We start from the raw sequence: 21,460 nt of genomic DNA on the forward strand, positions 1-21,460 counted from the left end.
TTTATCATTTGGTTAGTAAAATTCTCTTTTCTTCATAAGCTGGTTAGGTTTTTAGTTCTGGTTGATTTTTAGGTTTTAATTTTTTTCTTTGATAATTATTTTAGTCTCTTTTACCTGATAGGTTGCCTGAATTGATTCACATAGAAAATCTAACTGACTGTATAAATCTTGTTCAGAGAGGTCGCCCGTAAATGTATAGTTGTACAATTCTTTGTCTTCCACAACAAATTCAATCCCATATGATTTTTGAAGCTGATTTAGGACATCGGCAACACGGCTGTCATTGAAAGAATAGCTCTCTTTTATAGGTTGCTTATTATTTTTTGCTATCGGTAAAGGTTTATCAACAAGTGTGGTTGCAAATGTATTTTCGGAGGCACTATAAACAGTTTTCTGATTTGGGGTAAGTATCACCCCTTTACCTGATTTTAAGAGGTCACCAATTTTAAAGGAAAGGGTCCCGGAGTTTGGAGAAACAATTACTTTTCCTGTTTTAACTGTTACTTCAGTTTCGCTTGCTGTACTATTTGTTTTTACAATAAAGCTGGTTCCTACAACTCTTGTAATTACATTGCTGTTGTATACAAGGAATGGTTTGGATGGGTTTTTACTGATCTCAAAAAAGCCTTCTCCCTCAAGTGTGACTTCACGAACAGTTTTGGAAAAATGTTTAGGGTACTTCAATAAAGATTTTGGTTGCAGGGTAACAGAACTTCCGTCTTCCAAATTTACTACCATGGGCATAGCAGTATTATTTGAAACAGAATTAATATTGTTTGCAATTGAGGCAACCATGAATTCAGGTTTTTTACTGTCAACTCTAAAGAATACATAGGCGGTAATAATTACAAAGCCTGCAATTACGGCAGCAACAGCAGTTATTAAAGTTCTGGATGTTTGGCGCTGAGGTTTAAGTTTACGAACAGGAGTTTCATCTTCTGTGATGGCACTTTCATGTATTCTGTCCCACAGTTTCTGCTCCAATGCATTTATTTGGGTTGGGGCAATATCTTCCATATCATGCTTATCAAGCATTCCATACCATTTTTCGATAATTTCCTTTTCTTCATCTGTACACCTGTTCTGCAGGTATCTTTCCAGTAATAGATGAAATGCTTCTCTGCTCATTTTTATAGCTTTTAAACTATATGTAAGCTAAGTAGCCCTTATCCCTAAAATAATTTTAAAAAAAAATGAAACTTATAGAAACATAATAAAAGCAACCAATAGAAACAGGTACTCTTTAAGGTAAAACCGAATTGATTTAAGCGATTGGGTAATGTGATATTCAACTGCTTTTTCGGATATATGAAGCTGCTCAGATATATCCTTAACCGAGCGGTGTTCAATTCGGCTCATTCTGAACACTTCGGCAGTTTTTTTTGGAAGCAGAGCAATCCCTCTGGCCAGTGCATCAGATAGTTCATTAAGCATCAATAGATAGTCGGTATTGTTTACTACTCCGTAATTCGCAGAAGCCTTTACGTAATTGTGATAGTTTTCCTGAACTAATAATGATTTGTAGTGATTGATTATACAATATTTTAAACTCCCGAAAAGATAAGCCCCTAATGAATTTATTGTTACTGTTTCTCTTCGTCTCCATAGTTCCACAAAGAGATTTTGGGTTAACTCTTCGGCAAGCTCTTTATGGTGTACTTTCTTATAGGCAACCTGATATACCTTTTGCCAGTACCGCAAATACATCTCCTTAAACGCATGCTGGCAACTTCCTTTGAAAAGAACAATTAATTCGTCATCAGATAAGAGCCTGTAATCCATGAATTTAATGTCTGCTTAAAACAAATTTAACAATATAATTCAAACAGTGACACAAAATTTTTACACTTAATATATTGCTATACGGTGTGACCTGAGCATATACGGACTTACGTCTGACATGCCGGCCTGTTGGAAGCTAATTGCCTTGGAAGGTTTTAAAGGCATATGGCAATCAATACAATTGGTTTTTACCATAGCGTTTTCCAATGTTTTTTGTGTATGCTTTATGGTAGCATGACAACTTATACATTTTTTTGAATACAATGTTAAGCTTCCTTTGTTCTGATCATGCGGGCTATGGCACGTTGAACATTCGAGCGAATTACTTTTAGTAAAACATTTACTCCCCTCAAGCATCTGGTTTTGCTGGCCGTGAACATCGAGTTGGGATTCCTGAGCCGATGAAACATGCGCGTAATATTGTTTAATATCTTCTCCTGGCTTAAAAGAAAATGTAGATTTCAGTAACTCTGCATCATTACCGGAATGACAAATGCCACATGCATCAACTCTTTGTTTCCTTGTAAGTGTTTTATAAAGCACCATAAATTTAGCTTCCTTCTCATCAGGATTTTTTAAATGGAATTCAACATGTTTACCTGCTGGCCCATGGCAGCGCTCACAATCAATTCCATAAACAAGAGAAGATTTCAACATTTCGTGCGAAACAATTAAACTGCCATTATTTGCCTTGTTACTTTCTATAAAGGAGCTATGACATTCTAAGCATCGTGAGTCTATTATCCTTCCAAAATCCGGGTTGCTTGTTCGCAGACCCGGACTGTTAGCCCATCCATTTATTTGATTAAAAAAAGAGAGTGGAAGTTGTCTTAATATATTCCCTCTCCATGAGGCATAGGTATAAGCATTTTTACCTGCCCCAATAGCAATATCAAATCTTTTAGCCAGATCTTCTTTTCCATTAAAATAAACAACCTGATAGGTACCACTATCTCTTTTTTCTATGGCAACTTTTAAGTTTTTATCATACTCATAAACGTAATCAGTACCAAGTTTGATCTGATTATTATTCTCTACCGGGCTTGAAGCAGCATAATGAACATCATTTAAATAAGAATTGGAAATATCTTTATGACATTGGACACATGTTTTTGCACCTGCAATGGATGTTTCTGTTGCTTTCATATTTTTGGAGGTATCCATACATTGGGAGAATAGAATCACCAAAATAGCTATAGTACTGAACACAAGGAGTAAACGTCCTTTACGCTTCATAATTTAATTTGCAATTACATTTGTCTAATAAATTGAAGGTAATTAAAATTAAAATAACCTGTATCTGCCAAAACCTTTATACTTTGTTTCCCTGCTTTGAGTGGAATATTCTTTATTTCTATTGTTTTAAAAGTTGTTAATCCGCCTGTGTTGGATACCGTGATTTCTTTTGCGATTAAGGCTCCGTCAGAAGCTAAAGAAATCCTTCCCTTCGTATTATCTGAAGCGACATTTAATTTAATAGTATATATTCCTTTTTTTTCTAGATCAACAGTATACTGAAGCCACTCTCCTGATTCAATATTATTAACGTAATAAGATTCATATTTGGCACTGTCTTTTGCAATATCCACCCCATCATTTCTATAAATTCTTCCTTTGTTTCCTGCAGTATATTTTCCGGTAGAGACGTGATAGTCTGCCGTATCTTTATCAAAATAGGCAGCGCCGTTTCTGCCCAAATCGTAATCAACTGCATTCACAGTAGTAGTTTTTCCAATAATATGCTTTTTAAATGGCTTGGTTTCTGCAGAAAAAGGCTGACGGATCATTGCGTCAATTACATCATAATGGATAATTGTATTTTCAAGTCTTGCGTAAGTAGCAAGCTCCATTAAACCACTATAAACATTACTTTCTTTAGGTTTATTTCCATTTCCATTTATATAACTTACAACATCATTATAGTTCAGGTTAGATTTTATTTCCATTGGATTGTTGGCCCCAACTTTCTTTAGCGGCCACCATGCCCAACCAATATTATTAGTTTCAAATAAGCGAATGGCCTCGGTAAACCAAACATTTGAATTCTCTCCTGTCTCACCTAACCAAACAGGAATATTATACTGATCTCTTGTCTTGATCATATTTTCCGCCGATGCCTGATCATTATAGCTCCAGTATTTATGAAAGCTTAGAACCATATTATTGTCCCAAGGAGGAAGAATGCCATTATAATTATTTCCCCAGCCATTACCTTCAATTATAATAATGTGTTTTTTATCAACCTCTCTTATTGCTTTTGTGATATCAACCATTAATTTCTTTAATGGCTCATTCTTTTTTTCATTTATTCCATTCTTGTCTTTTGCAAGGTCCTCAAATCCCCAGTTAGGTTCGTTTATGATATCATATGCTCCAATCCAGGGTTCATTGACATATCGCTCTGCTAACTTCCTCCATAAAGCTATCGTTTTTTCCTGATTAGCAGGACTATCCCATAGTGACGGTTTTGAAGGGTCTCGATCTGAAATATTTAAATCATTTCCCTGTCCACCAGGTGCTGCATGAAGATCCAAAATTAAATACATCTGATTTGCCTTGCACCATGAAAGTAAAGAGTCTGTCATCGCAAATCCCTTGTCTAGCCAGGTATTTTGTCCCTTCACAGATTCTTTTTCAATAGGTAATGTATAAAGGTTATAATGCATTGGTAACCTGATTGAGTTAAAGCCCCATGCTTTCATTGAATCTACATCAATCTTTCTGGTATGATTGGCAAGCCACAGATCATAAAATTCCTGGGTTTGTTTCGCCCCCATTAACTCTTCAATTCTTTCCCGAATACGATATTGCTGACCTTCTTTATTTATTTTTAACATGTAACCCTCCTGGAGCATCCATCCCCCAAGACCAACTCCTCTTAATAATACATTCTCGCCCTTTTCATTTACAATCTTCTTTCCATCTGCCCTTAAAAAGCCCTGTGCCAAGCCAGACGTGGAATACAAAACAGATACCGCTATTATAAAAAATAGCCTGACTAATGTTAATTTTTGAAACATAAAAAGAGTATAAGTTAAATTGTGTGTTAAAGTTATTTTGAGGATATATTACCAGATATAGGTTGCAACATCACCATTGCCAATCGTATCGCTTAGTAATTTACCATTAAAGCTAATATTAAATGTTTGTGCATTCTTTCCACTATTGGCAATTATTAGTACTTTTTTTCCGTCAGGAGTTTTAAATGCAACATTAGAAAGCTCTTTGGGCTCGCTGGAAGCAATTCGCAGAGAACCAGGGCGAACAAATTTAGATGCATGCGCTATCGAATAATAGGCTAGGTTCCTTGTCACTTTATCTTCATCTATCGTAACTGCGCCCTGGCACATCGGGCATCCTCCTCTATCCGTAAAAGGTTTATTTTCAGGATCTGCTGCTAAATTCCATTCTAAAACATTTCTGCTCCAGTTTCTGGTAGCTCCTATAATGAGTCTTTTAATTGGTGATAAAATGTTGATCCTATTTTCGTTTGGATCTTCAATAACCATTTGTTCTGTAAAATAAATATTCTTGTCAGGATAGGCATTGTGCACATCTGTTAATGCCTCAATTTCTCCGCCGTAAAGATGAAAAGCAGACCCATCAATGTATTTCCTGGCATCAGGATCATTTAGAATCGTAATTGGATAATCAGGACGATCCGCATTATGGTCATATATAATAATCTTTGTCTTTAAACCGGCTTTCTGGAAAGCGGGTCCAAGGTTATTCTTAATAAAGATTGCCTGGTCAGGTGCCACCATCAGCAGGCTTGGGTTATTGCCAGGATGAAGTGGTTCATTTTGAATAGTAACAGCATCTATATGAATTCCTTCTTTACCCATATCCTGAATATACCTGACAAAGTATTTTGCATAAGCTTCATAAAATTCAGGTTTTAACATCCCCCCTCTTGCATCATAAGATGTTTTCATCCATAGCGGTGGCGACCAGGGCGACCCCATTATTTTGATATTTGGATTGATAGAAAGTATTTCTTTCATTACAGGAATTACATCTATTCGATCGGGACCCAATTCAAATTTGGTTTGCTCCAAATCTGTTTCTCCCTCAGCTAAATCATTATATGAAAATACTTTCTCATTTAGATCTGAGGCACCGATGGTCAGTCGTATATAGCTAACCCCAATATTATTACCATCAGTAGCAAATAATTCCTTTAACAAAGCTGCCCTTGCTTTAGGGCTCATTTTAATGAGATGTTGGGCGCTTCCTCCAGTTAACGCATAGCCAAAACCATCAATTGATTGGAAAGACTCTTTCTCATCAACTACAATGGTTGGATTGTTATTTTTTATGCCCGCAAATTTCAATATTCTTTTCTGTTTGGTAAATAGAACTGATTTATCTGCTTTTGTAAGCCATAGGCTCACATCATTTTGAGCATTTGCGACAAATGAAACAAATGTAATAACCAGCCCTAGAATTGAACTGAGCTTTTTTGATCTCATAATTATTAAGTGATGTATATTAGAAAACAGAAATAAGAGGTGGATGTCTTATCCACCTCTTAGCGCATTATTTAGTACCACCCCACTCTTTACTCTGAACTATCTTTGTATTATTTAGTTCACCATTTGGAATAGGTAATGTTTCATTTTTTCCGGCCACAAAACCTTTAAAGGCCAGTTTAGCAGGTGCAAGTCCCCAACGCACAAGATCAAACCAGCGCTGTCCTTCAGCTGCTAGTTCAATACGTCTTTCTTTTATTATATTATCCATGGTAACGTCCACTGGTTTCAATCCAACTCTGGCTCTTACTGCATTTAAAGCAGCATAAGCTCTGCTTCCTGCTCCAACAGCTCCTCCACTTTTCAATACAGCTTCAGCTTCCATTAAGTAAGTGTCGGCCAAACGTATTTCATAAAGATTATAAGGGAAGTTAAGTTCAAGCTGTCCGCTATTGGCTTTGGTGGATACTCTGCCAGCATACTTTTCAACAAAATAACCAGTATTATCGTTGGCGTGTTTATAAGTTACAATACCGGCCTTTTCAAGACTATCTAAATTTGCAACTGTTGGTTTATTACGAGGATCGAAGTGAATGAGTGCAAAGAACTCTTTAGTAAATGGCATAACACTCCATCCGGAAACATAATCCGGAGCTTTGTCAGGAATTAGAATATTGTAGTTCCGAGGGCCCGACATAATCCCAGCTACATTACCTTCGCCACTACCAACATTACCCCAGCCCATATTTGAAGTGCTGTTATAGGAAATCTCAAGAATGGATTCGGAATTGAATTTATTAGCGAGTTTATACAAGTCCTCAAACTTGCTCATTAGCACATAACCATATTTACTAGGCGTAGTACCGGGCGAAGGACCGTTTACATCTGCAAATTCAGTAGCGGCATCAGCAAATTTTTCCTGCCAAAGGTATACCTTACCGAGTACTGCATGAGCCGCTCCCTGGGTTAACCTTCCACCTTCAGTGTTTCTTGGAACCGTTAACGGAAGATTGGGGATAGCTTCTTTTAAATCCAATTCAATTTGTTTGTATACATCAGCAGGAGGAACCTGTAGGACATTATACCAATCACTCGTTTCAACGGGTTTTAAAATAAGGGGTATGTTCTTAAATATCCGAACCAGGTCGAAATAAAAGATAGCTCTTAAAGCTTTTGCTTCTGCAATATATCTGTTTTTGGTACTGGCATCCATTTGAATCTCCTCTACCTTTTGTAAAAATATATTGGCCCTATAAACCCCGGTAAAGCCTTTACCCCACAGATAACTTGGTGCTCCGGATAATGAACTTACTGTATAGTTATTCATTGCCTGCAGATCACCAAGATCAGATGGGGAATCACCTCCAGCGTAGTGATCATCAGACCCGGAAGAAAAAATATTTAGCTTGGTTAAATAGCCACCAGACTGGTTTCCAAATTGATCATACACCGAGATCAAACTACTAAAAGCCTGTTCAGGAGTTTTATAATAATTAGATTCAAGTATTCTTTCTCTGGGATTTACATCCAGATCCTTTTTACATGATCCCATGAATTGCGCTCCAATAAAAAGAGCAGCTATATATGTTAATTTATTTTTCATTTTGATGTTTATTAAAATCCAACATTTAATCCAACCATAAACGAACGTGCCTGCGGATAGATTCCTTTATCAACTCCAAATACAGTTCCTCCAATTTCAGGATCATACCCTGTGTACTTAGTTATGGTAAAAAGGTTTTCACTCATTACATAAACACGTACTTTTTGCGCACCAATTTTTTGAATTACATTTTTAGGAATGTTATATCCAAGCTGTAATGTTTTTAATCTGAAATAATCTCCTTTTTCAAGATATCTTCTTGTGAAATTAGTGTTGTTTTTGTTGTCGTCCTTTTCAACAACTCTTGGTATGGTAGTCGAAGGATTTGTAGGCGTCCAACGATTTAGGATGTCAGTTTGCCAGTTAGCAAATGTTACATCTAAACGACGTAAGCCTTGAAATATCATATTGCCACCTGCTCCACTTCCAAACACTACAAAATCAAAGTTCTTATAGGCCATATTTATTGTTAGGCCATAAGTATATTTTGGAATCGGGCTTCCCAGATATGTCCTATCTGCTGCCTCAATCTGATTATCGCCATTTAAATTCGCGAACTTAACATCTCCGGGTTTTGCATTAGGCTGCAGCTTAGTTCCCCCTGGTCCGACATAACTATCAATTTCCGCTTGATTTTGAAAAATGCCAAGTGTTTCGTAACCATAGAATTCATTGAAAGAGTGCCCTATTCCTGTTCGGGTAATATTGCCCATACCCTGAAAGCTTTGGGCTTCATCTTCAATAAATAATTTACCTGTGGCAAGTTTAGTTACTTTGTTTTTTAAGAAGGAAACATTTCCATTTACGCCAAGGTTAAATTCTCCGAATGTTTTACGATATCCAAGTTCAAGTTCCAAACCCTTATTTTCCATATCTCCAATGTTTTGGGCTGGGGCTCCAGCTACACCTAGATAGCTTGGGGGTGTTGGATACTGAAGTACTCCAACTGTTTTCTTTTTATAAACGTCAAAGGCCAAAGTAAAGTTGGTGAATATAGTGGCATCAAAACCTAATGTTGTCTGGCGGGTTTCTTCCCATTTCAAATCCGGATTAGAAGGGGCTGCCGGGCTCCATCCTATTGAGCTGACATCTGTAGTTCCAAAAGTATAGTTCCGTCCACTTGAAACCAGGGCATTGTAAGCAAAATTGGAAATTTGATCATTACCTGTTACACCGTAACCCCCACGGATTTTAAAGAAATTTATAACGTTATTTTCCTTCCAGAAATTCTCTTTAGTAGGCACCCATCCTAATGAAAATGAAGGGAAGTATCCGAACTTATTGTTATCACCAAAACGCGATGAACCATCTCTTCTGATAATACCGGTAAAGAGGTATTTTTCGTCATAATTATAAGATATACGAGAAAATAAAGAGTTAACTTTATGAACTGTCCCATCGTTTCCATCTGCAGTTCTGTCTGCACTAACTGGTTTATAATTTAAATTTGCTTCTTCAAAGTTATTTGCAATAATATTGTTGAATGTCACATTTAAAGTTTTGACATTTTCATCAAGATAAATTCCCTGACCAACTATAATATTCGCATTATGCTTTCCAAACGTTTTTGAATAACTCAACGTGTTTTCAAAATTGTAATTCAAAACATTGTTCCAATTACGTACAAATGAGTTTTTAGTTCTGATATTGGATGAGTTTAAATAGGCAACCGGATTAAATGCATCATCGCCATAAAATGCAATCTTGGTTCCTAACGTTGATCTAAAAACTAAATCTTTAATAGGCTGTAGTTCTGCAAACGCATTTCCAATTATGTTATGATCCCAGCCATAATTCCCAAGTTTTGTTTGAATATAAGCAAGGGGATTAATTAATTCCTGGCCAACCCAAGGTGATAATCCAAATGGGTTTCCACTTTTATCTCTTAAAACATTTGGTGTTGTATATGGTGGTTTTGAAATAAGATCCGGGTTGGTTTCAATCGCCGGAGTGGTTGGATCTAAACCAATAGCAGAACTCAAAGGCCCTCCAAATTCATTATTTGTATTACCTAAGCTGCTATTTACAGAATGGCTATATCCTAAATTCTCTCCAACAGTTAACCATTTTGCAAGCTTATGAGTAGAATTTAAACGAATATTCGCTCTGTTCCATTTTGAAATCGGACTTGCAACTATACCTTCCTGCTTTATGTATCCGAAAGATGAATAAAATGTAGATTTCTCTCCGCCGCCTGCGATACTAAATTCATGGGTTTGTCTCCTCGCATCATTGTTAAATATGATATCCTGCCAATCGGTTCCCTTGCCTAATGCTGCGGGATTCGCAAATGGTAAAGTTGCATTAGGGTCTGTATTTTTTGCCGCTTCATTTCTAAGTGTAGCATACTCCGATGCATTTAACAGATCCAAAGTTTTTGCAGCTGCAGAAGTACCGTAAAATCCATTATAGTTAATTTGAAGAAGTCCGGATTTACCTCGCTTAGTAGTTACTATGATAACACCATTTGCAGCACGGGCTCCATAAATAGCTTGCGATGCTGCATCTTTTAAAACTTCTATAGATTCGATATCAGATTGATTTAGGTATCCAATACCTCCATTATCTACAATCACTCCGTCAACCACCCATAGAGGATTGTTGTTACCATCTTTTGCAAAGGTAGTATACCCCCTAATCCTTACCGTGGCTGCACTTCCCGGTTGCCCGTTATTTGTTGCTATGGTTACTCCGGAAGTTCTGCCCTGTAAAGCCTGTTCGACCCTATTTATCGGCATGCTTTCCAGGTCCTTAGCTTTTACACTTGAAATTGACCCAGTAACGTTACTCTTTTTCTGAGTTCCATAACCTACTACTACTACCTCTCCTAATGCAGTAACGTCTGTCTCTAATGCAATGTTAACAGAGGAGCTATTAGTTACGGTTATTGTTTGTGAAACCATCCCCAATTGGCTGATGATTAGTTTTGACCCTGCAGAGGGAACCGCGATCCTAAAATTTCCGCTGGCGTCTGTGAGCGTTGCTTTTGTGGTGCCTTGTAATGTTATGGTAACTCCTGGCAATGGTTTTCCATCGCTCTTGTCTGTTACCTTACCCGTTGCTGTTACTTCCTGTGCCATTGAGGCAAATGGGGACATAAGAAGACAGCAAACGAAGAAAATAAGTGTAAGACTTCTTTTCATACAATAAGATTTAGTTTAGTTTATAATTGGTTAATTTGGCTTCCACCTGGCGGTTTCAGCTAACTCAAATCTATACCTGGAAACGGTTTTTATAATATTTCCATACCACTACACTACCCCTACAAAAAGAAATTCAAAGGCATTATCGCCATACAAGCGCCACTACATCGCCACTACAGCGAGCAACTAAACTCCTGATTTACAATACAGTTATTTTAATCAGGAGCCCTCAGCAGTTCTTGATATCTGGATAAGGAAATCATATAGATTAGTTTCAGACTGAATATGCAGTTTCTTCCTTAACCGATACCTTCCTACCTCCACTGCTTTTATTGTAATGTTCATGAGCTGAGCAATTTCCTTGGTAGAAAGGTTCATTTTAAGATAAGCACATAATTTAAGCTCATTAGGTGTGAGCTCCGGAAACTGATCTTTTAGCTTATTAAAGAAATTAGTATTAACAGTATTAAAATGGATTGAGAAGTTTTCCCAGTCCTGATCACTCTTTTCAACATCTCTTATGAGTCGGATCAAGTGTCGGAAGCTGGGGGAACTGTCGTTGATATCGTGATTTTTAATTACAGCAGAAATCACCTCTTTTATTTTAGCCAGCACCTTGCCTCTCTGGACCAGATGCATAGTCATATTAGATAGCTCTCTATTTTTATAATTTACATCGGCTTCCAGTTTTTCGTATTCTAAACGGACGATTTCTTTTTCGCTACGATCCATTTCAAGCTGATGAAGATAGCTTAATCTGGTCTGGGCTTTGATATGTTTCTTCTTTTGCCACTTAAAGAACATATAGATAATTACGCCCAGGAGCAATACATAGAACATATACATCCATATCGTTTGATACCAGGCAGGCAAAATTTCAAAAGTATACCCCACAACTTCAGACTCGTTGCCAAAACTATTTCTGGCTCTAACATTAAATGTATACTTCCCGGCAGGGAGGTTAGTATAATCTTTTTCACTTTTTTGCGTCCAGGACGACCATTCTTTATCAAAGCCAACAAGTTGATAACCGAATTCAATATTTGCCTGATGCTCAAATAGTGTAGATGAATATTCAAAATGAAGAGAACTGTACACATTCGCAAGTTTTAAAACAGAGGATAAATCCTGAGTTTTTACCATTTTATCTTTATTCAGGAAATAACCACCAAAGATTGTACTATCCTTTTTACCAAAAAGCTTTACTGTACCTAGTAAAACATTAGGTTTTGGGATATTCTCCAAATACTTGGCATAATTTAAATGATAAGCACCCTTATTGGCACCTATAAAAACATTCTCATCATTCAGATAATAAATAGACTCAAATCCACCAACTATTTTACCATCTAGCTGAGGAAAATAATGTATTGTAAATGATTTTGTAGTTGTTGGATGTCCAAAATCTAATATTCCAACTTTTTTATCTGAGACAAACCATAAGTTTCCTTTAGAATCTTCTTTAAGATATTGGATTCGCATTTGCTTTAATGCTTCGCTAAGTAAGACAAAAGGCTTAAAATTATCTTTTGCCGCATCATATTCATATACACCATTTTTAGTTGCGACCACAACCCGATTCTTTATTTTAAAAATGTAATTATACAAATGTGAAGGCAGCCCTTGCTTATCTGTATAGATGGTATATTTTTTTATTCTTTTAAAATCTTCAGACAATTCAATTTTATATACCCCGTGATATGGATGCGATGCCCATAAATTATTGTTGACATCAAATGCGATAAACCTTAAGGATTCTGTACGCCCTTCAATTTTGCCCTGATTGGTAAAACTTCCATTTCTATAACTTATTTTCTGAAGACCCAGATAGGTGCCAGCTATAATATCCTGTGAAGGATAAACCTCTGAAGTTGGTTCAAACAACCATGTTCCCGGCCGATTATATATTTGATGGGCAACATCATTTTCAATTTCAAAAAAGCCATCCTCATGCCCCATTAAAAGTTTGTTGTTGATTTCGCTAAGATTCCAGACCTGCCCTTTAGAGTTTTTAACTTCCGTAAATGCTTTGGTCGACAAACTTAAATCAGCAATACCATCTTCAATTTCTGTTACATATAAGCCATTAGATGTTCCGATATATAATTTCCCATTGAAATTACGTATAGCATAGCTTGTTATCTGTTTATTCTTATCAGGAAATATGCTTTTTACTGCGCTGTTAATGGCAACATAATCAATCCCATCATTCAGTGCTAACCAAAGGTTTTTGCTCCTATCAGTAATAAAGCCTCTTACATTGTTATTCTGTAAACCATCCTTATAGGTATATTTTTGTAAAACCTTCCCCTGTTTGTTAATAATTAGAACCCCTGCAGAGGTAGTTCCAATTACGTACTTATTACTGTCTATCCTATCAGCACCATAAATCCTGTCGTTATAAAATATCTGATCCAGGGCTGTTGGTTTAGGTGTAAGTTTTCCGTTGTGCATTAAAAAAAGTCCATTTTTTAACGTGGCGACCAGCATGGTGTCTTTATTGTATTCTATTATGGAAGTCACCGCAGATTTTAGCAACACTGGATCTGAACAATATGGTTTCCAGATCTCACCGTCATAAATCATTAATCCATGCCCTTTAGAATGAGCAAAAAACTGATGATTACTCTTACCTGCAAATTGCCATTCTATATCTGGTTTATAGGTTTTTACAACCCCATCTTTATAATAAAGAATAACGCTGGTTGTTCTGAAAACTACTGCATCATCTATAATAGCAACATTCCATATATCGGCAAAACTTCGGTATTTTTCGGGGATGAGAGGGATAATTGAATGATATTTCAATATTCCATTTTTCTCTGGATAAAAATATCCGGCTTCATCCTGTCCCCCAATAAAGATCCTATCTTTCGAATCTATTTCAACAGATCTTACAGAAGTAAAATTTGGCAATTTAATAAGATTCCAGAACCTGCCATCAAACCTCAGTAAACCTTCATTATTGCCAAAATATAAAATACCGTTCTTGTCTTGAGCAATATCCCAATTCTGCATTCCGGCTTTATACTGGTCATTATTATAGTTAAGTATTTGAGGTGTGCCAATTTGGCCCAGACCTTCAAAATGGGTAAAACAATATAGAATTAGGATGATTAGTAGAGTTTTCCTCATAAATTACAACAGACAAAAAAATCCGCATTTGGTTAGCTACCCAAAATACGGATTTTTGATCAACATAGGTGTCTCACCTAAAAAATCAAGTCCTACATAAAGCTTCCGTCTCCGCGACGCATAATGCCTCTACCACCACGTCCTTGAGAACCAGACCATTTTTGCAGTCTCATACTCAGTTTAAGCATAAAGTATCTACTGATGGGATTTACTCTTGTATTTATATAACCGCCATCATCTGGTTGCTGTGTTCTTAGAAAATTATTCTGATTTAAAATGTCAAATGCCTGAAAAGTGATCTGGCCTCTCCGGTTAAACAGTTGACGTTCCAAACTCGCATTTATCACTAAAGGGCTATTATTTGTATTTCCGACTATACCATTTATGAACTGCTTACTGCCATTGTAACCCAACATCCATACATCCCATAAATATACTCTTCCATCTAAATTAAGAGAAAGCGTGTTAATTTCATTATTACCGGAACGAAGCGTTGAATTAGATTTTTCATTTTTGTATCCGATGTTCGGATTGATTTCGAACCACTCCGTAGGATTAATTTTTGGGCCAAAGCGCTGATCGAAAGAAGTAATATCAGTAGTATTCAAGATACCGTCCCGCATACTCAGGCTATGATTATAACTCACCGTACCATTAAGTTGCAAATTATACTTTCTGTTGTTGAGTTGCTTACTGATGTTGTAATTACCGGTTAGTCTATACACTCCACTAACATTCAAAAAGCGTGTTTCATTAATTTTACTGCCAGGGAGGTTTGGATCTGGATTGTCAACAGTTGCCACATTTCTGATTACAGCGTTTTCCGTATATGCCCCATTTACGTTTAGTGAAAGATTGAGCTTGGAGTTTGCAATATAATTATTATAATCACCTCTTAAAGTATGCACAAAAGTGGCTATCAGGTCTGGATTACCAATAACCGGATTATTTGGATTTGTAACATCCCTTACCGGTTGTATCTGATCAAATGTTGGTTCTACTGCATTCCCTGAATAGTTCAAGGATATTCTTTGCTGTCTGCTCCAATGATATTCAAATCTTGCAATAGGGATCAGGTTAAAACTGGTCCGGTTTGTTGTCGTACCCAGACTTACTTTAGTTCCGGATAATAAAGCTGGCACACCTGTTAAACCAACAGAAAAACGAACTTTAGAAGCATTAGTCATTCCATATCTAAAATTCAACGCCACCCGGCCCTGTGTAAAGGAATAATTATAAATGTTGCTTAATGAATCTATAATATCTGAAACGCCGCCATCTAAAATATCCCTTGTCGTCGCGGTATTGTCATAACCATTGTAATTTATCTGGGCATTCACCTCGAATTGAGTATTGACTCCAAGAGGCTCCACATAAGTCATACTCCCGCGATAATTATCACGTCGATTCTTACGTGCTATGATCTGATTAATTATAGAATCTTTCCCGTCTTGCGCCGCTTCAGTATAAAAAGTTGTGAAATTGTATCTTTCCTGCTCATTATCCTGATTATTTTTATTCAAATCTATCTGGGTTGAAAAATTCCTTCTGTATTTTTTAAACAGATGCTGATAAAAAGCGGAAATACCAAATTGAGGCGCTGTGCTGGAATTTGAATTTGTTATGCGGCGGTCCTGATCCAGCCCCATTGAAAGACTACTCCCTCTTTGGCTTAAGGTGGAGGAGCCATTATTATCGGTAGAATTAGACTGGAAAGTCGGGACAACTTTAAGGTAATTACTTGAGTCCAGGTTTACTTCAAATTCAAGCTTAAAATTATGATTATTTGATTTTTGCAAGCCTGTATTTGAACTGTTGGAGTGCAATTGCCCATTATTTAAAATACTTAGGGATTCGGTCTCATTCAAATTGTCTCCATTGGAATTTTGAAATTGATAGCCCAAATTATAGTCTATTTTTTTCCCGATTTTATCACGCAAACTAAATCTGGCATTTGCATTCTTTGTCGTGCCACTTAATGCATTAAGATTAATTGCATCTTTATAATTACCGTTTATACCAATCTGTTGATTTCCGTTAATCCGCGTAGCAAATAATCCGGCTTCCTTTCTTTCCTTACTGCCTCCAGCGGTGTTCAGATTCACCATATTTCCAACAGACTTATCTGTTCTTGTAGTAATATTCAGTATTTTTTCAGGATCACCATCCTTTACGCCTGTACGGGCCGCCTGATCACCATAGTCATCAACAATCTGAATTTTATCAACGATTTCAGCAGGAAGATTTTTAATTGCATTTGCGATGTCACCTCCAAGATATTCCTTTCCATTCAATTTGGCCTTAGTAACTGCTTCTCCCTGATGGACTAAACTTCCATCAGTACCTACCTCCATACCTTCCATCTTTTTGAGCAGTTCGTCTACAGTAGCATTCTTTCGGACAATGTAATCGCTGGCCTTGTATTCAACTGTATCTGTTTTATAGGTAATTGAAGGAGTTCCATTAATAACTACTTCATTCAAAGTATTATGCTCTTCCTTAAGAACTATTGGATCCATCACAATCCTTGGGCTTGTGTCGTTTTGTTTAAAACGCATTGCTGGGGTATTAACATACCCAATACTCTGAACTACAATAATGTAAGTTGCTGACTTTACATTTCTAAAAACAAATACACCATCATTATTAGTACTGGTTTTTAGGGTATCCTTGTCGGAAGTTAAACTAACAGTTGCGCCAATTACTCCGAGGTCTGTAGAATCCTTTACAATTCCACTTATCTCACGCGTAGGCAAGGGTGGAGGAGGATTTTGTTGCCCCTGTGCATAAAGTACTACAGAACTGAATACCAGTAGAAATAATACAATAGCAGGTCTCAATGCATTATATAAATAATTCATTTTTTGTTTGTGTGGTTTATTTGTGTGTGAGTAGTATCTATGTATACAGCTTATTTAAGGATATATTTTCCCCAAAAATCTGTTGGGCTGGTTAATGCTTGAAAATCAATTCCAGAACGTCTAGGGCCGAAGTTGCCACCGCCACCGCCGCCTCTATTACCACCAAAACCGCCTCTTCCTCCTCCGTCGCCGTCACCGCCATCTGGTCTCTGAAATTGTAAACCATTCAATTTTATATTATATGCAAATTCCTTTGGTGCATCTTTCGAAATGCCCAACTCTTCAAATGGGATTGCCAATTCGTAGAAGAATGCTTTGTCATTCCCTATACTAGCAAATGCCTTTATACCTAAATCGTTATAAACGGAAATAAGGGTATCGGTTGTTTTTTTAAACCCGCTGATCTTAATTTCCTTGACCTGACTTAATTGCCTTTTTTGCATTACAGCCATCATAGAATCTCTTTGTTCAGGAGTTTGCGTTACCCCTCCGCCTCCACCCATTATGGCACCCATTTGGCGCCGTCCACCTCCCTGTCCACCACCTTGTGCGGGTCTGTTAATCAATGGATATGTAAGTGTAATGCTTTCCTTTTCTTTCTTTTTTCCTTCAGTATTTATAGCAAGCGTAATTCCACCGGCAAGAATCTTTGAATTATTTGCTATATCAGTTGATTTAATTACAAGGTATAAGTTCTTATCATCGTTACTTATTGTATATAAAATACTGGTCCGTTTATTTTCGGCCTGAAAGGTATCGTTCCATTCTGTATTTCTTCCATCAACTTTTATGTTAGTCGGAGCAGTTATACTGCCTTCCTGCACATCTTTAAGTTTTTGTGCTTGCACTGTCATGCAAAAACCAGCGAGCAATAAAGTATTTACTGTGATTTTTAAGAATATTGATTTCATATTTGGTGAAAGTTTGTCATTAACTATAGCTTTGGAATTATGACTCACTAAACTCGCTTAGGTTTAATCCTAATGAGCAAGTTTAGCGGTTAATATTCTTGTTACAATCAATTTTACAATAGCATTCCACCTCAATACAAATTAATGGGCTTCCTGTACTTCCTTTTTTTGTTGAAATATGTAGATCAGATAACCCAGGGCGGGCAGAATAAATATACTGCCAATCAATAAGGCGTAGCCTAATGTATCTATCGCCTTTGCTTGTCCCTGATGGGTAAGTAACGATAAATTCGCCCCATTTTTAAGGAGTACGATGTCTGGAAAATGGCTGTATGTGGCAGCAAATAAGATCATAGCAACCTGAAATCCTGCAAGCAAACGAAGCAATATAGGCTTCTTCCGCTGAAGTAAGAAAAACATAATAATCAATGAAATACTTGCAGCAATAATGGCGGTCAAACCCAAAGTGTCTCCAAAAATCCAACTTGCTAATGGGATGTTTTCATGATAAGCAGCAACAAAAACTAGTGCTCCACAAAACATAACCGTATAGATTGTTCGCCTTGCTTTTCCGATAAAGAAGCTTCTGTCATCGTCAGCCGCCTGCCCTATGATAAAAATAGTGGCCAAAAAACCACATATACTAACTGTAAATACCCCAACCGAAACAGAGAACCAGTTTAGCCAGCTAAAAACATAGGCGGAAAGAAAATCTTGTGCCTGAACATCTATTTGACCTGATACGGAACTGGCAGCAATTATTCCAAGGAAAAATGGGGTGATTAAGCTTGAATAAATAAAAATTGGGGTATATACTTTTTGCATATCATCCTTAACGGCATCATAGTTTCTAAATACGAAGGCAGTTCCACGGGCAATAATGCCAAGTAACATACATACTAATGGAATATGCAGATAGATTGAAACTGTAGTATAAATTTTAGGGAACCCAACAAAAAGGATAACAATAGCAATAATTAACCACATATGATTTGCCTCCCATATAGGGCCAATAGCTTCATACATAGTTTTACGCGTTTTGGATCGATTACCTTTGGAGGTAAACAATTCTATAATTCCCGCTCCAAAATCTGCACCACCTAATAAGATATATAATAGAATTGATGTCCACAGGAAAACAATAACAACATAGATCATAATATTAATTTTTAGGTAGTTTGGAAGTAGAATCATATAATTTACCAACCATCGTAATCTGACGGTACAGCAATAAACTCACTATAATTGCCAACGAAATGTATACACCAGTAAAGAGATAGAAGGAATAAGCAATTCCAGGCATTGGCGTTGCAGCATCCACAGTCCGCATAACACCGTTGATAATCCAGGGTTGTCGTCCAACCTCTGTTACCGTCCACCCTGCCTCCAAAGCTATAAATCCCATAGGAGTTGCAATTATAAAAAGCTTTAATAGCCAGTTACTATTAAGCCATTGTCTCTTTTTCCAAAGGGCTATAAAGTACAATAAAGCAATGAACACCATTGCCATTCCAAGTCCAACCATAATCTGAAAGGCATAATGTGTTACCGCTACCGGAGGTTGGTCTTCTTTTGGGATCACGTCGAGACCTTTAACTTCCCCACTAAAATTCCCTGTAGTCATAAAACTAAGCAGACCAGGAATTTTAATTGCGTAATCAACTTTTTTATTCGCTGTATCTGGTATTCCTCCAATAATTAATGGCGCATTTCTTTCTGTATGAAAATGAGCCTCCATAGCTGCGAGTTTTGCTGGCTGGCGATGAGCAACATCCTTAGCAGAAATATCACCACTGATAGGTTGCAAGCAAGCTGCAACTGTTCCAAATACTGCTGCTATTTTAAAAGCTTTACTGTGAAAGAGCACATTTTTCCCTCTAAGAATCATCAGGGCGTGTACACCTGCTACGGCAAATCCGGTAGATACAAATGCAGCAACCGACATATGGAGCGCCTGAGAAAACCAGGCATCATTAAACATTGCCTTTATAGGATCTATGTTTAAATACTTACCATCCACAAAGTCAAAACCGGCGGGGCTGTTCATCCAGGCATTTGCAGCAACCACAAGAATTCCTGACAATAACCCACTTATTCCTACAACAACACCAGTCACCCAGTGAAACCACGGATTTAACTTGTCCCATCCATATAAATAAAACCCAAGGGCTATCGCTTCAATAAAAAATGCCGTCCCCTCTAAAGAAAACGGCATTCCAAATATAGGACCTGCGTGCTCCATAAATGTTGGCCACAGGAGTCCTAGTTCAAAAGATAATACCGTTCCCGAAACTGCTCCCGTTGCAAAAAATATTGCAACACCCTTGCTCCAGGCTTTTGTAACGTCCTTATAGACAACCTTTTTTGTTTTTAGCCAGTAAAAATGAGCTACTGACATAAAAAAGGGCATCACCATACCAATACATGCAAAAACAATGTGAAAGCCAAGAGAGAAGGCCATCTGGAGTCGGGCAGCTAAAAAATCGTCCATAGTTAGGGTTTAATAAACGTTAGTCGCTAAAAGAAATAGTCAAGCAAAAGTACGTGTTTTAAGCACAGGAACCCAATTTCAGACCGTATTTCAAGCAATACTTTTATCAATATTTCAATACGCTTACAATTCTTTAAAAAGAATTATATTTCTTTAAAAGAACTAAAAAACAAACTAAAAAGAAAATAAATTTGTTAAAAGAGATATTTATAAATATGTTTGATACCTGTTGATCGCTAACATTTCAAAAGATAATGATGAATACATTAAAGTTTAGATATGTCCTTACAATTGTTGGAATTATATTTAATTGCCTCTTGTAAAAAGGCTAAACCTAGAAAAGAAGAAAAACCTGTAGAAACAGATAAACCGATTATTACAGATCCTGTTAAAAAACAATTTATCCCCATAAAACTGGAATCGGAAAATCTGATTATTAACCTTAAATACGTCGAAAACTCAGCTCTTATTTCAGAAGTTAATAGTTCCGATGGCTACAGTGTTAAAATAACTTACCGAGATCAATTACCCTTTGAATGTCTTAAATACAAAAGCAAAATACCTTTTAAATCTATTTATTTTAGAAAAACAGCCAATACAGATTTAAAGGTTACATTTTTCGATATAGATGGTAAAGTAGATACACCTACCGGTTCCCTGATGTTGACGAGAAATACTAAAGAACAACTGATTTCTATTCAAGCATCAGGCGACGGCCCCTCTTATCCATATAAAGAAAGTACATGGTCATATAGCTCAGCTGGAAATGTATCAGGTATTATCGTAAAAGGTTCTCCTAATGATGCATCTCCCATTAAATATACCCATGACGAAAAAAATGGAATCTTCAAGAATGTACAGCATGCTCAATTGCTATTTCTGGAAATGGGCTACAGCTTTTTTTGTGCCGATACAAACAACAGGCTAAGCTATTCAAATACACATAAACCGCTGGAAAATACCGATTTCAGTTATCAATACGATAGTGTTGATTACCCTAAACAGTTTACAATACTTCAAAGTAAGCAAACTTTTAAGATCACCTATACCGAACTTAAATAA

At 36.8% G+C, this 21,460-nt stretch carries 13 protein-coding genes; 1 reads left to right on the top strand and 12 read right to left on the bottom strand.

Translation table 11 applies throughout. The annotated features are described in order from the left end of the window. Positions 1-75: 75 nt before the first annotated feature. The 12 genes from AC1DDK_RS12855 to AC1DDK_RS12910 form a co-directional block, all read right to left on the bottom strand. Entirely contained in the window at positions 76-1,128 is a 1,053-nt protein-coding gene (locus tag AC1DDK_RS12855; RefSeq protein ID WP_172659582.1) for a FecR family protein, read from the bottom strand. A gap of 72 nt (positions 1,129-1,200) precedes the next feature. Further along, positions 1,201-1,782, bottom strand: coding sequence for a sigma-70 family RNA polymerase sigma factor (locus AC1DDK_RS12860; protein WP_172659581.1), 582 nt, complete (start codon positions 1,780-1,782; stop codon positions 1,201-1,203). A gap of 66 nt (positions 1,783-1,848) precedes the next feature. Beyond that, the gene (locus AC1DDK_RS12865; RefSeq protein ID WP_337716467.1) at positions 1,849-3,018 is read right to left on the bottom strand and encodes a multiheme c-type cytochrome; all 1,170 of its coding nucleotides are present in this window, start codon (positions 3,016-3,018) and stop codon (positions 1,849-1,851) included. A 14-nt stretch (positions 3,019-3,032) separates the two neighbouring features. After that, positions 3,033-4,802: a cellulase family glycosylhydrolase gene (locus AC1DDK_RS12870; RefSeq protein WP_288880980.1), complete on the bottom strand. Its 1,770-nt coding sequence runs from the start codon at positions 4,800-4,802 to the stop codon at positions 3,033-3,035. A 48-nt stretch (positions 4,803-4,850) separates the two neighbouring features. Continuing rightward, positions 4,851-6,254 carry a glycoside hydrolase family 30 protein gene (locus tag AC1DDK_RS12875; RefSeq protein ID WP_288880982.1) on the bottom strand — a complete coding sequence of 468 codons (1,404 nt, stop codon included), beginning with the start codon at positions 6,252-6,254 and terminating at the stop codon, positions 4,851-4,853. Positions 6,255-6,321: 67 nt separating this feature from the next. After that, positions 6,322-7,857, bottom strand: coding sequence for a RagB/SusD family nutrient uptake outer membrane protein (locus AC1DDK_RS12880; protein ID WP_172659577.1), 1,536 nt, complete (start codon positions 7,855-7,857; stop codon positions 6,322-6,324). Between the two features lie 11 nt (positions 7,858-7,868). Continuing rightward, on the bottom strand, positions 7,869-11,000 hold the full coding sequence (locus AC1DDK_RS12885; RefSeq protein WP_172659576.1) for a SusC/RagA family TonB-linked outer membrane protein: 3,132 nt from the start codon (positions 10,998-11,000) through the stop codon (positions 7,869-7,871). Between the two features lie 219 nt (positions 11,001-11,219). After that, entirely contained in the window at positions 11,220-14,135 is a 2,916-nt protein-coding gene (locus AC1DDK_RS12890; protein ID WP_337716465.1) for a ligand-binding sensor domain-containing protein, read from the bottom strand. 92 nt (positions 14,136-14,227) lie between these two features. Continuing rightward, positions 14,228-16,996 carry an outer membrane beta-barrel protein gene (locus tag AC1DDK_RS12895; RefSeq protein WP_337716462.1) on the bottom strand — a complete coding sequence of 923 codons (2,769 nt, stop codon included), beginning with the start codon at positions 16,994-16,996 and terminating at the stop codon, positions 14,228-14,230. Between the two features lie 50 nt (positions 16,997-17,046). Beyond that, on the bottom strand, positions 17,047-17,907 hold the full coding sequence (locus tag AC1DDK_RS12900; protein WP_337716460.1) for a hypothetical protein: 861 nt from the start codon (positions 17,905-17,907) through the stop codon (positions 17,047-17,049). Between the two features lie 141 nt (positions 17,908-18,048). Beyond that, positions 18,049-19,065 carry a cytochrome d ubiquinol oxidase subunit II gene (locus AC1DDK_RS12905; protein WP_172659572.1) on the bottom strand — a complete coding sequence of 339 codons (1,017 nt, stop codon included), beginning with the start codon at positions 19,063-19,065 and terminating at the stop codon, positions 18,049-18,051. A 4-nt stretch (positions 19,066-19,069) separates the two neighbouring features. Then, entirely contained in the window at positions 19,070-20,398 is a 1,329-nt protein-coding gene (locus AC1DDK_RS12910) for a cytochrome ubiquinol oxidase subunit I (protein ID WP_288880995.1), read from the bottom strand. 279 nt (positions 20,399-20,677) lie between these two features. On the opposite strand from AC1DDK_RS12910, the gene AC1DDK_RS12915 reads away from it, so the two are divergent. Further along, entirely contained in the window at positions 20,678-21,460 is a 783-nt protein-coding gene (locus AC1DDK_RS12915; RefSeq protein ID WP_288880998.1) for a hypothetical protein, read from the top strand.

The sequence above is a fragment of the Pedobacter sp. 05T44 genome (assembly GCF_056395985.1).

Coding starts and splice junctions, on each gene's coding strand:
- AC1DDK_RS12855 (WP_172659582.1), bottom strand. CDS start 1,128: ATGAGCAGAGAAGCATTTCATCTATTACTGGAAAGATACCTGCAGAAC.
- AC1DDK_RS12860 (WP_172659581.1), bottom strand. CDS start 1,782: ATGGATTACAGGCTCTTATCTGATGACGAATTAATTGTTCTTTTCAAA.
- AC1DDK_RS12865 (WP_337716467.1), bottom strand. CDS start 3,018: ATGAAGCGTAAAGGACGTTTACTCCTTGTGTTCAGTACTATAGCTATT.
- AC1DDK_RS12870 (WP_288880980.1), bottom strand. CDS start 4,802: ATGTTTCAAAAATTAACATTAGTCAGGCTATTTTTTATAATAGCGGTA.
- AC1DDK_RS12875 (WP_288880982.1), bottom strand. CDS start 6,254: ATGAGATCAAAAAAGCTCAGTTCAATTCTAGGGCTGGTTATTACATTT.
- AC1DDK_RS12880 (WP_172659577.1), bottom strand. CDS start 7,857: ATGAAAAATAAATTAACATATATAGCTGCTCTTTTTATTGGAGCGCAA.
- AC1DDK_RS12885 (WP_172659576.1), bottom strand. CDS start 11,000: ATGAAAAGAAGTCTTACACTTATTTTCTTCGTTTGCTGTCTTCTTATG.
- AC1DDK_RS12890 (WP_337716465.1), bottom strand. CDS start 14,135: ATGAGGAAAACTCTACTAATCATCCTAATTCTATATTGTTTTACCCAT.
- AC1DDK_RS12895 (WP_337716462.1), bottom strand. CDS start 16,996: ATGAATTATTTATATAATGCATTGAGACCTGCTATTGTATTATTTCTA.
- AC1DDK_RS12900 (WP_337716460.1), bottom strand. CDS start 17,907: ATGAAATCAATATTCTTAAAAATCACAGTAAATACTTTATTGCTCGCT.
- AC1DDK_RS12905 (WP_172659572.1), bottom strand. CDS start 19,065: ATGATCTATGTTGTTATTGTTTTCCTGTGGACATCAATTCTATTATAT.
- AC1DDK_RS12910 (WP_288880995.1), bottom strand. CDS start 20,398: ATGGACGATTTTTTAGCTGCCCGACTCCAGATGGCCTTCTCTCTTGGC.
- AC1DDK_RS12915 (WP_288880998.1), top strand. CDS start 20,678: ATGTCCTTACAATTGTTGGAATTATATTTAATTGCCTCTTGTAAAAAG.